This window comes from Bacillus paranthracis (assembly GCF_001883995.1).
In the GTDB taxonomy this organism is placed as follows: domain Bacteria; phylum Bacillota; class Bacilli; order Bacillales; family Bacillaceae_G; genus Bacillus_A; species Bacillus_A paranthracis.
In genome coordinates this window covers 173085-189747 of the sequence record NZ_MACE01000013.1, presented here as the reverse complement: position 1 = coordinate 189747, position 16663 = coordinate 173085, and the positions used below count along the sequence as shown (strand labels likewise).

The window sequence follows — 16663 nt, the reverse complement described above, 5'->3', positions numbered from 1 at the left end:
TTATAAAATTAAAGGAATCAAACTTTGCTTAAAATGTTAATATTAGTACAATTTATATTATACGGACTAGCATTAAGGAGGTAATGAAATGCGACAATTTGCAAAACCTACAATCGTTGTAAGTAAATGTTTAGAGTTTGATGCTTGTCGTTATAATGGAGAGATGATTCCGGATGTAACTATACGAAATTTGCAGCCATTTGTTACATTTATACCTGTTTGTCCAGAAGTCGAGATTGGATTGGGGACTCCTCGTGAAACGATACGAATTGTAGAAGAAAACGGTTTGAATAGACTTGTGCAACCGTCGACACGAGAAGATGTAACTGAAAAAATGGAGCAGTTTTCAAATGACTTTTTACAAACGTTATCAGATGTGGATGGCTTTATTTTAAAAAATCGTTCGCCAAGTTGTGGTATGCGTGATGTGAAAATTCATTCTAGTTTTGAAAAAGCGCCAGCAAAAGGAAAGGGACCAGGCTTATTTGGCGGAGCAGTAATAAAAAAATTTTCGCATCTTCCTATTGAAGAGGAAGGCAGATTGTCGAATTTTATTATTAGAGAGCATTTCTTTACAAGGCTATTTACAATCGCATATTACAAGATGATTAAACATAATAAAAATATGAAAGATCTTGTATCGTTTCAGTCGGATAATAAATATTTATTTATGGCATATAATCAGGTGAAACAAAAGGAATTAGGGCGTATAATTGCAAATCACAAAAATGAAAAGATTGAAGTTGTATTTGAAAATTATGAGAAGACTTTATATGAATTATTTATGCGCACACCCCGCTATACATCAAATGTAAATGTATGTGAGCATATTTTTGGATACTTTAAAACAAAGCTGAAAAAACAAGAAAAAGATCATTTTTTAAATTTAATACAAAAGTATATAGAAAAGAAAATTCCGCTTAGTAGCTTACTTGCAATTTTAAAATCATGGGCTCTTCGATTTGATGAAAAGTATTTATTAAGACAAACATATTTCGAACCATATCCTGAAGCTTTAGTAGAGATTTCAGATTCAGGTAAAGGTAGAGATTATTAAACATAAAATTACATAATTCGACAAGAAAACTCCTATGTTGTTGTAGAACAATGTAGGAATTTTTTTGTGCATTAGTACAGAATCTGTTTTAAAATTAAATTATGACAGAATTATAACAATTATCTAACTAATGTTCTTGTCTTTTCATTCGTAATGTTTGTAGTAGAAACTCGCACGCTGTCGAAACTCAATATTCGATAAGGGGTGTGTAGCGGAATGGAATTTACTCTAACTCGCGAAAAACAAATGATTAAAGAAATGGTACGTGACTTTGCTGAAAAGGAAATCGCACCGAAAGCTGTGTATTATGACAAAACTGCAGAGTTTCCATATGAAACATTTCAAAAAATGGGCGAACTAGGATTATTAGGCATCCCATTCCCAGAAGAGTATGGAGGTTCAGGTGGCGATACAGTATCGTACGCGTTAGCAGTTGAAGAAATTGGTCGTGCTTGTGGTGGGACAGGATTAAGTTACGCTGCAACAATTTCATTAGGTGCTTCTCCAATTTATTATTTCGGTACAGAAGAACAAAAACAGAAATATTTAGTTCCAATGGCATCAGGCAAAACTTTAGGTGCTTTCGGATTAACTGAGCCGAATGCTGGATCTGATGCAGGTGGCACACAAACGAAAGCTATATTAGACGGAGACGAGTATGTTATTAGTGGTGAGAAGTGTTGGATTACAAATGCAGAGTATGCAAATACAATTATTGTAACCGCTGTCAACGGTGTTGAAGAGAATGGTAGAAAACGTATTTCTGCATTTATCGTACCGACTACTAGTGAAGGGTTAACGATTTCAAGCCCTTACGATAAGATGGGCGTACGTGCTTCTAATACTTGTGAAATCGTACTTGATGGTGTACGTGTACCGAAAGAAAATATTCTTGGTGATGTAAATAAAGGATTTAAACAATTCTTATATACACTTGATGGAGGACGTATTTCAATTGCAGCATTAGCTGTTGGTATTGCGCAATCTGCATTTGAACGTGCATTGCAATATGCGAAAGAACGTCAACAATTTGGAAAGTCAATTTCTAATTTCCAAGCGATTCAATTTAAATTAGCTGATATGGCGACTGAAGTAGAGCTAGCGCGTAATTTAGTACATAAAGCAGCTTGGTTAAAAGATAACGATAAACCGTTCGGTAAAGAAGCGGCTATGGCAAAACTTTTCGCATCTGAGGCTGCTAGTCGTATTGCAAATCAAGCGGTACAAATTCACGGTGGATACGGCTATATGCGTGAATATGAAGTAGAACGACATATTCGTGATGCAAAACTATTAGAAATTGGTGAAGGAACTTCTGAAATTCAACGTCTCGTAATTGCTAGACATTTAGGATGTAGATAAAAAGGAGGAATCACTATGTTTCAAAAAATATTAATTGCTAATCGCGGGGAAATTGCAGTTCGTATTATGAAAACTTGTCAAAAACTTGGCATTCGCACTGTTGCTATTTATTCTGAGGCAGATGAAAATGCCTTGCATGTAAAAATGGCAAATGAAGCTTACTTAGTAGGTGGGCCGCGTGTCCAAGAAAGCTATTTAAACCTTGAAAAAATTATTGAAATAGCTAAGAAGACAAATGCTGAAGCAATCCATCCGGGGTATGGATTATTATCTGAGAATCCATCTTTTCCGGTTCGTTGTAAAGAAGAAGGAATCGTATTTATCGGTCCATCAGAAGAAATCATTACGAAGATGGGAAGTAAAATCGAATCACGTATTGCGATGCAAGCTGCAGATGTGCCAGTAGTTCCGGGTATTACTACAAATATTGAAACTGCTGAAGAAGCAATTGAAATTGCTAAACAAATTGGTTACCCATTAATGTTGAAGGCATCCGCAGGCGGCGGAGGCATTGGAATGCAGTTGATGGAAACTGAGCAAACGCTCACCAAAGCATTTGAAAGCAACAAAACGAGAGCACAAAACTTCTTCGGTAACGGAGAAATGTATTTAGAGCGCTATATTGCAGATGCACATCATATTGAAATTCAGCTTTTAGCAGATACACATGGTAACACAGTGTATTTATGGGAGCGTGAATGTTCAGTACAGCGCCGAAATCAAAAAGTAATTGAAGAAGCACCTTCACCATTTTTAGATGAAGGTACACGAAAAGCGATGGGTGAAGTTGCTGTACAAGCTGCCAAAGCTCTAGGATACACAAATGCTGGTACAGTTGAATTTCTAGTAGATGATCAGAAGAACTTCTATTTCTTAGAGATGAATACGAGATTACAAGTAGAGCATCCAGTTACAGAAGAAATTACTGGTTTAGATCTTGTAGAACAACAACTTCTAATTGCATGTGGTGAAAAATTATCGTTTACACAAGATGATGTAAAACGTAGTGGTCATGCCATCGAGGCACGTATTTATGCAGAAGATCCGAAAACTTTCTTCCCATCACCTGGGAAAATTACAAATTTAACGCTTCCAACAAATGTACGTATTGATCACTTTTTGGAGAATCAAGTAACGATTACACCTTTCTATGATCCAATGATTGCGAAAGTCATTGCTCATGGTGAAACGCGTGAAGAAGCAATTTCGAAATTACATGATGCTCTAGAAGAATTAAAAGTAGAAGGTATTAAAACGAACACGCCAATGCTGCTTCAAGTATTGGAAGATGATGTGTTCAAAAGTGGTATTTATACAACGGGTTTTGTAACGAAACAACTTGTTAAAAAATAAGATTTAACAATACTAAGGGGGAAAAAATGATGACGAAAGTATATGCATCGATGGCAGGAAATGTATGGAAGATTGTTGTAGGAGTAGGAGATACAGTAGAGGAAGAGCAAGATGTCGTCATTTTGGAATCTATGAAAATGGAAATTCCAATCGTTTCAGAAGAAGCTGGCACAGTTATGAAAATTAATGTGCAAGAAGGCGATTTTGTAAATGAAGGAGATGTATTACTAGAAATTGAATAGGGAGATATAGGGGGAAGCGAATTGAAACTACCTAATTTTGCTGTCATTAAAGAAGTCGGGCCACGTGATGGCTTACAAAATGAAAAAAAGATTGTTGGCACAAAAGATAAAGTAAAATGGATCCAACTACTTACAGAGGCGGGATTATCGTACGTTGAAGTTTCCTCATTCGTTCACCCTAAATGGGTCCCTGCATTAGCAGATGCAAATGATGTGTTTTCAGAGCTGAAAAGGGACCCAAATGTTACATATGCAGCGCTTGTTCCAAATCAAAATGGTTTGGAACGAGCTTTTTTGCAAAATGTAGATGAGGTGAATGTTTTTTTATCAGCAAGTGAATCTCATAATAAAAGTAATATTAATAAATCAATTAAAGAAGCATTAGTTGTAATTGAAGATATAACAAAACAGGCATTATTCGAAGGGAAAAAAGTAAGAGGCTATGTTTCTACTGTATTTGGATGTCCTTATGAAGGGGATATAAGCGTCATAGCAGTTGACGAATTATGTGATCAACTATTTTCATACGGCATTTATGAAGTGTCTCTTGGTGACACAATCGGAGTAGCAAATCCACTACAAGTAGAGCGAGTATTAGAGCATTTATTAAAGAAATATGATGCTTCGCAGTTTGCAATGCACTTCCATAATACGTACGGAATGGCTCTTGCGAATGTAGTAAAGTCTTTAGAATATGGTATTACAACATTTGATAGTTCTTGTGGTGGCCTTGGGGGATGTCCATATGCACCAGGAGCATCAGGTAATGTTGCAACTGATGACTTAGTTCATATGCTCCATAAGTTAGGGGTCCAAACGAATATTGATGAAGAGAAGTTATTGAGAGCGAGTCAATTTATTCAGAGTAAATTAAATATCCAATTACCGAGTCATGTGTATAGAGCGCTTCAACATAAAACGATAAGTAGGTGAGAAGATGCTACAATTACAAAACATTTCAGTTGATTATGTAACACCGCACGTTGTAAAGATTTCCTTAGATCGTGAAAGACAAGCAAACTCATTATCTTTAGCTTTATTAGAAGAGTTACAAAACATTTTAACTCAAATAAATGAAGAGTCAAATACTCGTGTAGTTATTCTAACAGGTGCTGGTGAAAAAGCGTTTTGTGCTGGTGCTGATTTAAAAGAACGTGCTGGCATGAATGAAGAACAAGTTCGCCATGCTGTTAGTATGATTCGCACTACTATGGAAATGGTTGAACAATTACCACAGCCAGTTATTGCTGCTATAAATGGAATCGCACTTGGTGGTGGTACGGAATTAAGTTTAGCTTGTGATTTTAGACTTGCGGCTGAATCTGCAAGTCTTGGTCTTACTGAAACTACACTTGCAATTATACCAGGAGCAGGTGGCACGCAGCGTTTGCCAAGATTAATTGGTGTTGGTAGAGCGAAAGAATTAATTTATACAGGTAGACGTATTTCAGCACAAGAAGCAAAAGAATATGGTCTAGTAGAATTTGTTGTACCACCTCATTTACTTGAAGAGAAAGCGATTGAAATAGCAGAGAAAATTGCTAGTAATGGTCCTATTGCTGTTCGATTAGCGAAAGAAGCAATTTCAAACGGTATTCAAGTTGATTTACATACCGGATTACAAATGGAAAAACAAGCGTATGAAGGTGTAATCCATACGAAAGATAGATTAGAAGGATTACAGGCATTCAAGGAAAAACGCACACCAATGTATAAGGGGGAGTAAATATGATAGATCAAAAAGAACAATCGAATACATTTGAAGAACGAGTTGAAACGATTAAACAAGGCGGCGCACCAAAATATCATGAACAAAACAAAGCGAAAGGTAAACTATTCGTTCGAGATCGCTTAGCTCTTTTATTTGATAATGGTGAATATGTAGAAGATGCATTATTTGCAAATTGTGAACAAACAGGATTACCTGCTGATGGTGTTATAACTGCAACGGGTAAAATACATGGTCGTACTGCATGCGTAATGGCAAATGATTCTACGGTAAAGGCTGGTTCATGGGGCGCACGTACAGTTGAAAAGATTTTACGTATTCAAGAAACGGCAGAAAAATTACGTGTTCCGTTATTTTATTTAGTTGACTCTGCTGGGGCGCGTATTACTGATCAAGTTGAAATGTTCCCAGGGCGCCGCGGGGCAGGAAGAATCTTCTATAATCAAGTGAAATTATCAGGTAAAGTCCCGCAAGTATGCTTATTATTTGGACCTTCTGCAGCTGGTGGTGCTTATATTCCAGCCTTTTGTGACGTTGTAATGATGGTAGAAGGAAATGCATCTATGTATTTAGGATCTCCTCGTATGGCTGAGATGGTTATCGGTGAGAAGGTAACTTTAGAAGAGATGGGCGGAGCTCGTATGCATTGCTCTGTATCAGGATGCGGAGATGTTTTATGTAAGACAGAAGAAGATGCGATTACACAAGCAAGACAATACATTTCATATTTTCCAAATAACTACTTAGAAAAGACTCCATTGGTTACACCTCAAGAACCGAAACAATTCGATAAAACGTTAGAAGAAATCATTCCAGAAAATCAAAATGCTCCTTTCAATATGAAAGATCTTATTAATAGAGTTATTGATGAAGGTTCTTTCTATGAAGTGAAAAAATTATTTGCTCAAGAACTCATTACAGGTTTAGCACGTATTGATGGTAAGCCAGTAGGTATTATTGCAAATCAACCGCGAATGAAAGGCGGCGTATTATTCCACGATTCAGCTGATAAAGCAGCGAAGTTTATTAATTTATGCGATGCATATCATATTCCGTTATTGTTCCTTGCAGATGTACCTGGATTTATGATTGGTACAAAAGTAGAACGTGCTGGTATTATTCGTCACGGTGCAAAAATGATTTCCGCAATGAGTGAAGCAACTGTACCGAAAATTTCTATCGTTGTTCGTAAAGCATATGGTGCTGGTTTATATGCGATGGCAGGTCCAGCCTTTGAGCCAGATTGCTGCCTAGCATTACCGACAGCTTCTATTGCGGTAATGGGTCCAGAAGCCGCGGTCAATGCTGTATATGCAAATAAGATTGCAGCTTTACCAGAAGAAGAGCGTGATAGCTTCATTGCTGAAAAACGCGAAGAGTATAAGAAGGATATTGATATTTACCATTTAGCATCAGAGATGGTCATTGATGGTATTGTTCATCCAAACAATTTAAGAGAAGAGTTAAAAGGACGATTCGAAATGTATATGAGTAAATATCAAGTATTTACGGATCGTAAACATCCGGTTTATCCAGTTTAAAAGCCCTATTTAGGGCTTTCTTGCTCAAAAAGTCAAGGAGGGGAAAACATTGAAACAAGCAGTTTGGTTTCCAACAGAAGAGTATAAAGAAAAAACGCGTTTATATGGTTGGATGAAATCATTGGGCTATGAAGATTATGAAACGTTTTATAAAAAGTCAATCGAAGAAACAGCTTGGTTTTGGGGAGAAGCTGAGAAAGCAGTTGGCTATCAATGGATGAAACCTTATACAGAAGTGCTAGATTTAGAAAATGGTACGCCGTTTGCACAGTGGTATAATGGCGGAACATGTAATGTTGTAGAATCGGTTTTATCACGCTGGCTTGCAGACGATGAAACAAGAACACAACCAGCACTTCAGTATGAAGGGGAAAATGGAACTTCAAAATCATTTACATATGAAGAGCTTGATAGCTGGGTAAGTCGCGTTGCAAACGGTTTGAAACATGCGGGTATTGAAAAAGGTGACCGTGTCACAATTTATATGCCGATGATTCCAGAAACAGTTGTTGCGATGCTAGCTGTAATGAAAATCGGAGCAATTATTTCACCAATATTCTCAGGATTTGCGTCTGATGCAGTCATGACACGCGTGCAAGCGGCAGGATCTAAAATGATTATTACTGCAGATGGTTTTTCACGCCGAGGTAAAGTTGTTTCATTAAAAGACGAAGTAGATAAGGCTTGTGAGCATTGTCCAACTGTTGAAAAAGTTGTTATCGTGCGTCATGCAGGAAATGATTTTACACCGCATAATTATGATTTCTCATGGAGTACGTTAGAAAAAGAAAAGCCATTTGTACATGCTGAAGAAATGCATAGTGATGATCCATTAATGCTCATTTATACATCAGGTACAACTGGAAAACCGAAAGGGACAGTACATACTCATGCTGGATTTCCCTTAAAGGCAGCTTTTGATGCGGGGTTCGGAATGAATATTAAACAAGGTGACCGCGTATTATGGGTAACAGATATGGGATGGATGATGGGACCATTTTTACTATTCGGTTCTCTTATTAATGGAGCAACGATGGTTATGTATGAAGGTGTTCCGGACTTCCCAGAGGCAGATCGTTTATGGGAGACAGTTGATAAATATAAAATTACACATCTCGGTATATCACCAACATTAATTCGTGCGTTAATGGCAAAAGGTGATGAGTATGTAAATAAACATTCGCTTAAGAGTTTAGAAGTATTCGCCTCAACAGGTGAGCCTTGGAATCCAGATCCTTGGATGTGGCTATTTGAAACGGTTGGAAAAAGTAATGTACCAATTTGTAACTATTCAGGCGGGACTGAAATTTCTGGTGGGATTTTCGGAAACGTCCTTATTAAACCAATTGCACCGATTAGCTTTAACGCTTCTTTACCAGGAATGGCAGCGGTTGTGCTCGATGATCAGGGCAATCCGATTCGTGATGAAGTTGGAGAATTATGTTTAGAGAAACCTTGGGTTGGTATGACGAAAAGTTTCTGGGAAGATGATGAGCGTTATGTGAACACATATTGGTCACGTTTTGAAAATAAGTGGGTTCATGGTGACTGGGTTGTTTATGATGGTGAACAATATATTATTACAGGACGCTCAGATGATACGCTAAACATTGCTGGAAAACGCATTGGACCTGCTGAATATGAATCTATTCTTGTGAAGCATAATGATGTCATAGAAGCTGCTGCGATTGGTGTACCAGATGATGTAAAAGGTGAAGTTTGTCATTGTTTTGTAGTATTAAGAGACAATGTAACATTCTCAGGTGAATTAAAGAAAGAATTAATGAGTTTAGTAAACTCTCATATTGGAAAAGCATTATGTCCAAAAGATATTCACATTGTAGAAGATTTACCGAAAACGCGTAATTCTAAAGTAATGCGACGTGTCATTAAAGCTGCTTATTTAGGGAAAGAATTAGGTGATTTATCGTCACTTGTGAATCCTGAGGTAGTTCCGTTTATTCAGGGGTTGCAGTCTAGTAAATTATAAAACTCGGAATGAGCTCTATTTAATTAGAGCTCATTTTTGTATTTACTAATATAAGTGAAGAGTAGAAGATAAAAAGAAGAGTGGAAATATTAAGGTAGAAAAGTGAGGAAACGGAAGATGGAAGTTAAACAATGAGGCGGTTTATATATCTAACTTTTTAAGTATTTTGTATGTCTAAAATGACTAATATAAAGGGAATTCCACTTCTCTTAAAAATTTATAAATCTAATTAAGGTTGAGTTATGTTCGTTGTAATGCAACTAGCTAAAAACTTATCATTAAATGTAATTGAGCCTTCAACGGTGAATGGCATTTTAATTGTTAGGTTCTTACTCATATAATCAAATCCAATTTCCTGTTCACATTCGCCGCAATTGATCGAAGAAGATATTAGTGTGCCAGATAAAATATTGTAAACAATGGTTAAGCAAACTGGCTGAGTTAATCCTGGTAAAACACAAGGCATTGTATTTTAACCTCCTTTTCTATTAATAGGAAATGAAATGTAGGGGGGTTCGATTTTGGGGAAGAGTTAATAAATTAGGTTAAAGTGTAGAAATAAAAAATATTGTACAACATGTTTTAAATTGTAAATTTAATATGGAAAAAAAGTTTAGGTTTTGTTTATTAATTTAGGAGGGTGAGAGAGGAAGTAGAAGTTATACTTCTATTTCCTCTGAAAAATTACTTGGACTAAGGTTGAGTTAAATTCGTTGTAACGCAACTTGCCTGGAATTTGTCATTGAATATAAGAGTACCTTCACCAGTAAATGGCACTCTAATAACTAGATTCTTACTAGTATAATCGAATTCCGTTTCTAGAGTACAACTTCCACAATCAACAGTAGAAGATATTAGTATACCCGATGAAACATTATAAACAAGCGTTAAACAAAGAGGCTGTGTTAAACCTGTAACAATACAAGACATTCTATTTACACCTCCTATGCTACTTATTAATAATAGTAAATGTAAATAGGATAACTTTTGAAACGGTAAATGCGGAAAAATTACAACAAATAGATAGAATATTTTTTGGTAATAGAAAGAAAGTTTTGAAGTAGATTTAAATAGTAATTTGATAGATCTTTCTAAAAAAATAGCTTTAACTCATATTTTCTATAGATACATACTGGCGTCAAATTATTGGAGGCCAGTTTAAAATTTTTAAATACAATTACTAAAGAGATTTTTTTGGGAATTGTACATAAATGAAGGGTTTAAATTAAAGGTAGAAACGGTAATGGATTAGTTTTTAATTAAAATAAAAAGATTTAGTACAAAAGTTTGTTTTTTCTTTTCTATGTTTTTGCCTCATACACTTTGAAGCTAGTGGACATACTATATTAATAGAAATGACTAGGGGGTGAGATTTTGGGATCTCGTTATAGTAATTCTAGAAAAAAGTGTTCATGTAAACAGTGTTCAGGCAAACAGGATGATTGTTGGGATGTTTTTGAAGAGTGTAAAAAAGAACATGAAGAGCAAAATAAGGCATGTGACTGTTGCTGTGTACAAGGAATTAGAGATGAGCTGAGAAAGTTAGTAAACAGATCAGTGCGTATTACAACAGGAACTAATAATTATGCAGGAACTGTTTCTTCAGTTACTTGTGATGTTGTAAAGCTTGCTAATAGTGCTGGCGTAGTTACAGTAATTATTTCAGTTTGTAAAATTGAAGCGATTGAACCATTGTTAACATAGGAAACATAGCATAATTAGGTTATGTTTTTTGTAAAGCCATTCTTATGAATGGCTTTATTTTCATTTCGTATAAAAGGAGAATATATTCTATATATAGAAATAAGTTTGAGGATATATAGAATGGTGTATGAAAGGAGAATGGAGTTGATTAAATTAGAATCCTTAAAAAGATCCGATTTCAAACAATTAATAAATTGGATTGATTCCGAAGAATTTTTAATACAATGGTCAGGAAATGCATTTACATATCCTTTAAATGATCAGCAATTAGAACAATATATAGAAAGTACAAATACACTTGCATTCAAAGTAATAGATGAAGAGAGCAAAGAAGTAATTGGTCATATTTCACTTGGACAAATAGACAATATAAATAAATCTGCAAGAATTGGAAAAGTACTAGTTGGTGATACGAAAATGCGAGGACGTTCTATAGGGAAACATATGATGAAAGCAGTACTTCATATTGCATTTGAAGAATTAAAACTACATAGAGTAACACTTGGTGTTTATGATTTTAATACGTCCGCCATTTCTTGTTATGAAAAAATAGGATTTGTAAAAGAAGGTTTATTAAGGGATTCAAAAAAAGTAGGGGAAACGTATTGGAATTTATGGGAAATGAGTATGTTAGAATATGAATGGAGAGCTAAAATATAATTGTTTTCTATAATTATGTTAATTAAAAGGGGATTGGGGGAAAATGATGAATAAAAAGACGAAAATCATTACAATTGCAGCTGTTTCAGGAGGAGGTAAAACTACTGTTACAGAAGGGTTAACTCATAAGTTAATGAATTCAAAAGCGCTATATTTTGATAGCTACACCTTTGATAATTGTCCTGCAGATATTTGTAAATGGATTGATGATGGAGCAAATTATAATGAATGGGTACTCACACCATTAATTAAGGATATTCAGCATCTTATACGAGATAGTAATGTAGATTATATTATTTTAGATTATCCTTTTGCATACTTAAATAGTGAAATGCGACAATTCATTGATGTAACCATATTTATCGATACACCTTTAGATATTGCGATGGCTAGAAGAATTTTGCGAGATTTTAAAGAAGATGCAATGAGTGAAATACATAATGATTTAAAGCATTATATAACATATGCTAGAAAAGCCTATTTGGAGGCGCTTCATACTGTAAAGCCAAATTCAGATATTGTTTTGGATGGAGCTTTATCTATAGATGAAATAATTAATCAAATTGAAGAAGAACTTTATCGGAGAGAAGTGATCGTTCATGGTTAAATGTATAGAGGAATATGTACAAGTTGATGATTTTAAAATGTATTCAAAAGTATTTCAAGGAAAGAAGTTGCAGCCAGTTATTATAATGGAATCAGGTTATGGTGATTATTCAAAGGCATGGGATCATATTGTTGAAGGGATGACTGAATTTGGGACTGTACTTACATATGATCGAGCTGGATTGGGGAAAAGTGGGGTTAGTTCCAAACGACGTATTAGTTCTGAAATGATAAAAGACTTAAGAAGTTGCTTAGAGCAATTGCAACTGAAACCACCTTATATTTTTGTAGGACATTCTTTTGGTGGTATAAATGCACGTTTATTTGCGAATTTTTATCCCGAAGATATGTCTGGAATCGTTTTGGTTGATTCGACACCGGAAAATTATAAAGAAGATTTTTTGCCAATCATGTCACTGGAATTTCAGGAAGCTTACTATAAACAGTTTGTATATGAAAGTTCTTATGAAGAGTTTATGTTTAGTCTAAGTGAAGCAAATAAACATTGTCAGTCAATGAGAAATATTCCACTTGCCGTATTAGTTGCTGGTAAAAAAGCCTATTATTCGCAAGAAGCACAAATGAAGTGGTTACAATTGCAAGAAGAATTATTACGCTTATCAAACAATCATACATTTGTAATCGCAGAACAAAGTGGTCACTATATTCAAAAAGATGAGCCTCATTATATTATAGATGCTGTTAAATGGATAATTGAGGTAGAGGAGAGATAAATGTGTATAATTTATTTCAATACAATTGGCAAGTAAGAGATGATTGGTTTAAGTGGTGTGAGCAACTTTCAAAGGAAGAATTACTCCGTAAGCGTATTGGTGGTGTTGGAAGTATTTTAGAAACATTATTTCATATTGTAGATGTTGAGTATAGTTGGATTAATGCCCTTCAAGAAAAAGAAGATGGTGCACCGCAGTTTAAAGAGTATCAATCTATCCAAAAAGTGAAAGCGTTATCTGATTTATATAAAAGAGAATTAGAAGATTTTTTACAAGTATGGTCAGCTAACTTAGAATGTAAAATATTAAAAGCTTCGTGGACAGATAAAACATATACATATGGTGAGATCTTAAGGCACGTAATTGTACATGAAATTCACCATATCGGTCAGCTATCTATATGGGCAAGGGAGTTAAATCTTCGGCCTGTTTCAGCAAATTTAATTGGGAGAGGACTATAAATTTAAAAAACGGCTTGCACTGTAAATGCAAGCCGTTTTATATATATAAGAAGATTTCTTAATTAAAATCCTCGGATTTTTTCTGACGTATATGTAAAAACATTAAAATTGTAATAATAAAGAAAATCAACAATGTTTGTATGATCAAATTTTTAAACTGAAGCAAAACTGTCCAAGATGTAACAGCATCTTTAAATGCTTGGAGTGCAGAGTACGAGGAGGGATCAAAGCCGTACTGTAGTAATTTTTTAGTTTCAATAAAAGTGCTGTTTTCATTATCGGCGCCTAATATTACTGAAATAAGTCTAGTATCTCCTCGTTTTGCTGTACTGACAAAACTATAATTACCATTAGTTGAAAAACTAGTTTGTAAGCCATCAACACCTTGGTGTTTAATGTTTTTATTAAGGGAATATATCATTTTATTGGTGTTGAAAACTTTCGTATCTTTGAAGGTGAACTGGTAAGAGGTTAGTTTTGTAACGTTCAGTACATCTGGAAAGTCTGTTACTAATTGTGTTGCTAGTTTAGCAACTTCAATTGCTGTTGTAGTTGAAAGTTTATTTGTATCGTTATTCATTCCAGTAGCGTTTAGAAACGGAGATGATTGTGATAACTTTAGGTGTTTTGCTTTTTCATTCATTAACTGTGTGAATTTATCTTCGTTTCCAGCGATATGTTCTGCAAGGGCAAGTGCGGAACGATTATTGCCTGTTAGTAACAATGCATGTAGTAAATCACGAACCGTCGTTTTATCTTTCGAAGTTACTTGTATAGGACTCGTTTCTGCTCGGAAAACTTCGTTACTTATTTTTACTACTTCATCTAACTGTATAGTTCCTTCATTTAGTTGTTCCAGTGTGATATATTCAGTCATTAATTTAGATAAAGTAGCCGATTGTATAGGAGTTTCTTCATTTTTTGTATAAACAACTTCACCTGAATGAGCATCTATTAAAATAGCTGATTTAGCTTGAATAATTGGGCCATTTACATAAAGATAAAAATATAAAACGATAAGTGCAGTAATAACAAAAGATAATAATAAAATTGTGAATTTTTTTAAGAATTGCATAAGCGATCCTCCTATTATGACATCGATAATAATATTGTAAAAAGGAATGCTTAATTAGGAAGAAAGAAAAGGTAAAGAATTTCTAAAGAATTATAAAGGATTATTAAATTTTGGATGTTACTGGAAAATAAAAGGTCCAATTTCTTATATCGTAAGAAATTGGACCTAAAATTAAGCTGTATTAACATTTATATGGTTGTAGTTTTACAGTGAATGTTGTTTTTTTGTCATCACTATACACTTCAATTGTTCCTTTATGCAATTCGACAATACTCTTTGCAATTGCCAATCCGAGTCCAGATCCACCAGTGTTTGTAGAGCGCGATTTCTCAACGCGATAAAAACGTTCGAAAATATGAGGTAAATCGGTACTTGGAATAGGTTGGCCGTAATTGGTTATATCGATTGCGATCATATTATTACTTTCATAAGCAGTAATATCAATATAATCACCATCGTTACCGTAAGCGATAGCATTAATAATTAGATTTTCAAATACGCGTACTAATTTGTCTCCATCAGCTAATACCATTAACTTCTTTGATGGGAAAAAGGGGCGACAATCAATATTAGCCTCTTGAAGCTGTATTCGAAATTGAACGGTTAATTGTCCGAGAAGTTCTACAATATCAATAGGGACAGAATATAAACTTAATTCTTTATTTTGAACACGTGTATATTCAAACAAATCATTCATTAATGCATTAAGACGAGTTACTTTATCGTAAATGACTTGTATATAATGCCGTAATTCTACTTCATCTCTATAATTATCATGGTGGATTAAATTCACGTATCCAACTATAGAGGTAAGAGGAGTGCGTAAATCGTGCGATACATTTGTAATAAGCTCACTTTTTGCTTGTTCTGCCTGTCTTTCTTCATCAATCGAGACTTTCAATTGTTCAACAATTTGATTAACCCCGCTTGCTAACTCTTCTAGATAATTATGGTTTACGATAGAAACTTTATGATTGAAGTTTCCATTTGCAATATAGCGAATCTCTTCTATCATTTTTTTTATACAAGTTTCATAGTAAAGCTTTCTTTCATGACGATAAAAAATGTATAGGTAGGATGAGAAAATAGAAAATAAAAATAAATAAGAGACAATCATCATCCATAGAGATTCTTTTATTCCTTTATATTTTTCATAACCAAAAATTCTAATGAATTCTTTACCAAGTTCGCTTAACGTAAGCGAACTCTCAATTACACTCGTAACGAGGCGATATATAATTAATTCAGTAATAGGAGTGAGTGTGATAGCTAATAAGAGCCAAAAAATAAGTTTCCATTTCGGGATATCTTTTAATATATCAAATGCTTCATTTCTCAATTTTGTAGCCTACTCCCCAAACAGTATGAATAAATTTTTCTCCATTCATTCCTGTTTCAAGCTTATCTCGTAAATTACTAATGTGGACCATTACAGTTTTATTTGAACCATAACCATCTTCATTCCAAACACGTTCAAATATTTCTTCAGAACTAAATACTCTTCCTGTATTACTCGCAAGTAAATATAAAATATCAAATTCAATAGATGTAAGCTTAATATATTCGCCATTTACTTTAACAGTATGATTATGTTTGTGTATTTCAGCAGAACGAATGCGAATCATACCATCTTCATTCTTTTGGGAAGTGGCATTTTGGAAAGATGATCGTCGAAGCAAAGCTTTCACTCTAGCTACTAATTCTAATGGATTAAATGGTTTAATCATATAATCATCGGCGCCTGTCATAAGTCCTAATATTTTATCCATATCTTCTGCTTTTGCACTCAGCATAAGAATAGGTACAGTATTATTTTCACGAACTTCTTGGCAAACTTCCAATCCATTTCGTTTTGGCATCATAATATCCAAAATCATAAGGTCAACTTCATATGTAGAAATCATTTGTAATGCTTCATCGCCATCATATGCTTTATAAATGTTATAGCCTTCATTTCGCAAATAAACAGCAAGTAATTCAACAATTTCTTTATCGTCATCAATAATTAATATATTTTTATTCATTATGTAGTTCCTTTCCTTACAAATCATTAATATTACTATAATATCAAACATTTATGTACTTGTAGCGATGATTCTGTATAAAATTTCATGTAACGTATTAAAAAAGGGATTACAACATTTATAAC

Annotated in this window: 17 protein-coding genes; 13 read left to right on the top strand and 4 right to left on the bottom strand. The window is 34.4% G+C overall.

The genetic code is table 11. From position 1 onward, the window contains the following. Positions 1-88: 88 nt before the first annotated feature. The 8 genes from BAQ46_RS04865 to BAQ46_RS04830 all read left to right on the top strand — a co-directional run bounded on the left by BAQ46_RS04865 (position 89) and on the right by BAQ46_RS04830 (position 9274). A complete protein-coding gene (locus tag BAQ46_RS04865; RefSeq protein ID WP_071741703.1) occupies positions 89-1057 on the top strand; it encodes a YbgA family protein in 969 nt (322 codons plus the stop codon). A 216-nt stretch (positions 1058-1273) separates the two neighbouring features. Further along, positions 1274-2419 carry an acyl-CoA dehydrogenase gene (locus tag BAQ46_RS04860; RefSeq protein WP_000397274.1) on the top strand — a complete coding sequence of 382 codons (1146 nt, stop codon included), beginning with the start codon at positions 1274-1276 and terminating at the stop codon, positions 2417-2419. Between the two features lie 15 nt (positions 2420-2434). Beyond that, a complete protein-coding gene (locus BAQ46_RS04855) occupies positions 2435-3772 on the top strand; it encodes an acetyl-CoA carboxylase biotin carboxylase subunit (RefSeq protein ID WP_000486740.1) in 1338 nt (445 codons plus the stop codon). A 26-nt stretch (positions 3773-3798) separates the two neighbouring features. After that, positions 3799-4014: an acetyl-CoA carboxylase biotin carboxyl carrier protein subunit gene (locus BAQ46_RS04850; protein ID WP_001985297.1), complete on the top strand. Its 216-nt coding sequence runs from the start codon at positions 3799-3801 to the stop codon at positions 4012-4014. Between the two features lie 21 nt (positions 4015-4035). Further along, positions 4036-4947 carry a hydroxymethylglutaryl-CoA lyase gene (mvaB, locus tag BAQ46_RS04845; RefSeq protein WP_000775434.1) on the top strand — a complete coding sequence of 304 codons (912 nt, stop codon included), beginning with the start codon at positions 4036-4038 and terminating at the stop codon, positions 4945-4947. Positions 4948-4951: 4 nt separating this feature from the next. Beyond that, positions 4952-5740, top strand: coding sequence for an enoyl-CoA hydratase (locus BAQ46_RS04840; protein WP_048557840.1), 789 nt, complete (start codon positions 4952-4954; stop codon positions 5738-5740). 2 nt (positions 5741-5742) lie between these two features. Then, positions 5743-7284, top strand: a complete 1542-nt coding sequence (locus BAQ46_RS04835) for an acyl-CoA carboxylase subunit beta (RefSeq protein WP_000566937.1) — start codon at positions 5743-5745, stop codon at positions 7282-7284. 49 nt (positions 7285-7333) lie between these two features. Beyond that, positions 7334-9274 (top strand): AMP-binding protein, encoded by a 1941-nt coding sequence (locus BAQ46_RS04830; RefSeq protein WP_000806465.1) that lies wholly within the window; start codon positions 7334-7336, stop codon positions 9272-9274. 229 nt (positions 9275-9503) lie between these two features. Here the strand turns inward: BAQ46_RS04830 and BAQ46_RS04825 are convergent, their stop codons facing one another. Beyond that, positions 9504-9740 (bottom strand): hypothetical protein, encoded by a 237-nt coding sequence (locus BAQ46_RS04825; RefSeq protein WP_001112247.1) that lies wholly within the window; start codon positions 9738-9740, stop codon positions 9504-9506. A gap of 908 nt (positions 9741-10648) precedes the next feature. On the opposite strand from BAQ46_RS04825, the gene exsK reads away from it, so the two are divergent. From exsK to BAQ46_RS04795, 5 genes are all read left to right on the top strand, one after another. Next, positions 10649-10978, top strand: a complete 330-nt coding sequence (gene exsK, locus BAQ46_RS04815; protein ID WP_000535712.1) for an exosporium protein ExsK — start codon at positions 10649-10651, stop codon at positions 10976-10978. 120 nt (positions 10979-11098) lie between these two features. Continuing rightward, positions 11099-11638, top strand: a complete 540-nt coding sequence (locus tag BAQ46_RS04810; RefSeq protein ID WP_002163646.1) for a GNAT family N-acetyltransferase — start codon at positions 11099-11101, stop codon at positions 11636-11638. Positions 11639-11684: 46 nt separating this feature from the next. Next, positions 11685-12245 (top strand): nucleoside/nucleotide kinase family protein, encoded by a 561-nt coding sequence (locus BAQ46_RS04805; RefSeq protein WP_002163645.1) that lies wholly within the window; start codon positions 11685-11687, stop codon positions 12243-12245. Beyond that, entirely contained in the window at positions 12238-12978 is a 741-nt protein-coding gene (locus BAQ46_RS04800; protein ID WP_071741702.1) for an alpha/beta hydrolase, read from the top strand. The genes BAQ46_RS04805 and BAQ46_RS04800 overlap by 8 nt, the downstream gene beginning before the upstream one ends. Before the next feature lie 2 nt (positions 12979-12980). Then, positions 12981-13439, top strand: coding sequence for a DinB family protein (locus BAQ46_RS04795; protein WP_000282499.1), 459 nt, complete (start codon positions 12981-12983; stop codon positions 13437-13439). A gap of 58 nt (positions 13440-13497) precedes the next feature. Here BAQ46_RS04795 and BAQ46_RS04790 read toward each other — a convergent pair whose 3' ends face one another. The 3 genes from BAQ46_RS04790 to BAQ46_RS04780 form a co-directional block, all read right to left on the bottom strand. Continuing rightward, positions 13498-14514 carry a D-alanyl-D-alanine carboxypeptidase family protein gene (locus BAQ46_RS04790; RefSeq protein ID WP_071741701.1) on the bottom strand — a complete coding sequence of 339 codons (1017 nt, stop codon included), beginning with the start codon at positions 14512-14514 and terminating at the stop codon, positions 13498-13500. 181 nt (positions 14515-14695) lie between these two features. Further along, positions 14696-15853: a sensor histidine kinase gene (locus tag BAQ46_RS04785; RefSeq protein ID WP_001243301.1), complete on the bottom strand. Its 1158-nt coding sequence runs from the start codon at positions 15851-15853 to the stop codon at positions 14696-14698. Then, entirely contained in the window at positions 15843-16538 is a 696-nt protein-coding gene (locus BAQ46_RS04780) for a response regulator transcription factor (RefSeq protein WP_001038815.1), read from the bottom strand. The genes BAQ46_RS04785 and BAQ46_RS04780 overlap by 11 nt, the downstream gene beginning before the upstream one ends. Positions 16539-16663: the final 125 nt, after the last annotated feature.

Excerpts from the sequence above, each read along its gene's own strand:
- BAQ46_RS04835 (WP_000566937.1), top strand. The coding sequence starts at position 5,743 with ATGATAGATCAAAAAGAACAATCGAATACATTTGAAGAACGAGTTGAA.
- BAQ46_RS04810 (WP_002163646.1), top strand. The coding sequence starts at position 11,099 with ATGGTGTATGAAAGGAGAATGGAGTTGATTAAATTAGAATCCTTAAAA.
- BAQ46_RS04780 (WP_001038815.1), bottom strand. The coding sequence starts at position 16,538 with ATGAATAAAAATATATTAATTATTGATGACGATAAAGAAATTGTTGAA.
- BAQ46_RS04860 (WP_000397274.1), top strand. The coding sequence starts at position 1,274 with ATGGAATTTACTCTAACTCGCGAAAAACAAATGATTAAAGAAATGGTA.
- BAQ46_RS04805 (WP_002163645.1), top strand. The coding sequence starts at position 11,685 with ATGAATAAAAAGACGAAAATCATTACAATTGCAGCTGTTTCAGGAGGA.
- BAQ46_RS04855 (WP_000486740.1), top strand. The coding sequence starts at position 2,435 with ATGTTTCAAAAAATATTAATTGCTAATCGCGGGGAAATTGCAGTTCGT.
- BAQ46_RS04850 (WP_001985297.1), top strand. The coding sequence starts at position 3,799 with ATGATGACGAAAGTATATGCATCGATGGCAGGAAATGTATGGAAGATT.
- BAQ46_RS04790 (WP_071741701.1), bottom strand. The coding sequence starts at position 14,514 with ATGCAATTCTTAAAAAAATTCACAATTTTATTATTATCTTTTGTTATT.
- BAQ46_RS04840 (WP_048557840.1), top strand. The coding sequence starts at position 4,952 with ATGCTACAATTACAAAACATTTCAGTTGATTATGTAACACCGCACGTT.
- BAQ46_RS04800 (WP_071741702.1), top strand. The coding sequence starts at position 12,238 with ATGGTTAAATGTATAGAGGAATATGTACAAGTTGATGATTTTAAAATG.
- BAQ46_RS04865 (WP_071741703.1), top strand. The coding sequence starts at position 89 with ATGCGACAATTTGCAAAACCTACAATCGTTGTAAGTAAATGTTTAGAG.
- BAQ46_RS04825 (WP_001112247.1), bottom strand. The coding sequence starts at position 9,740 with ATGCCTTGTGTTTTACCAGGATTAACTCAGCCAGTTTGCTTAACCATT.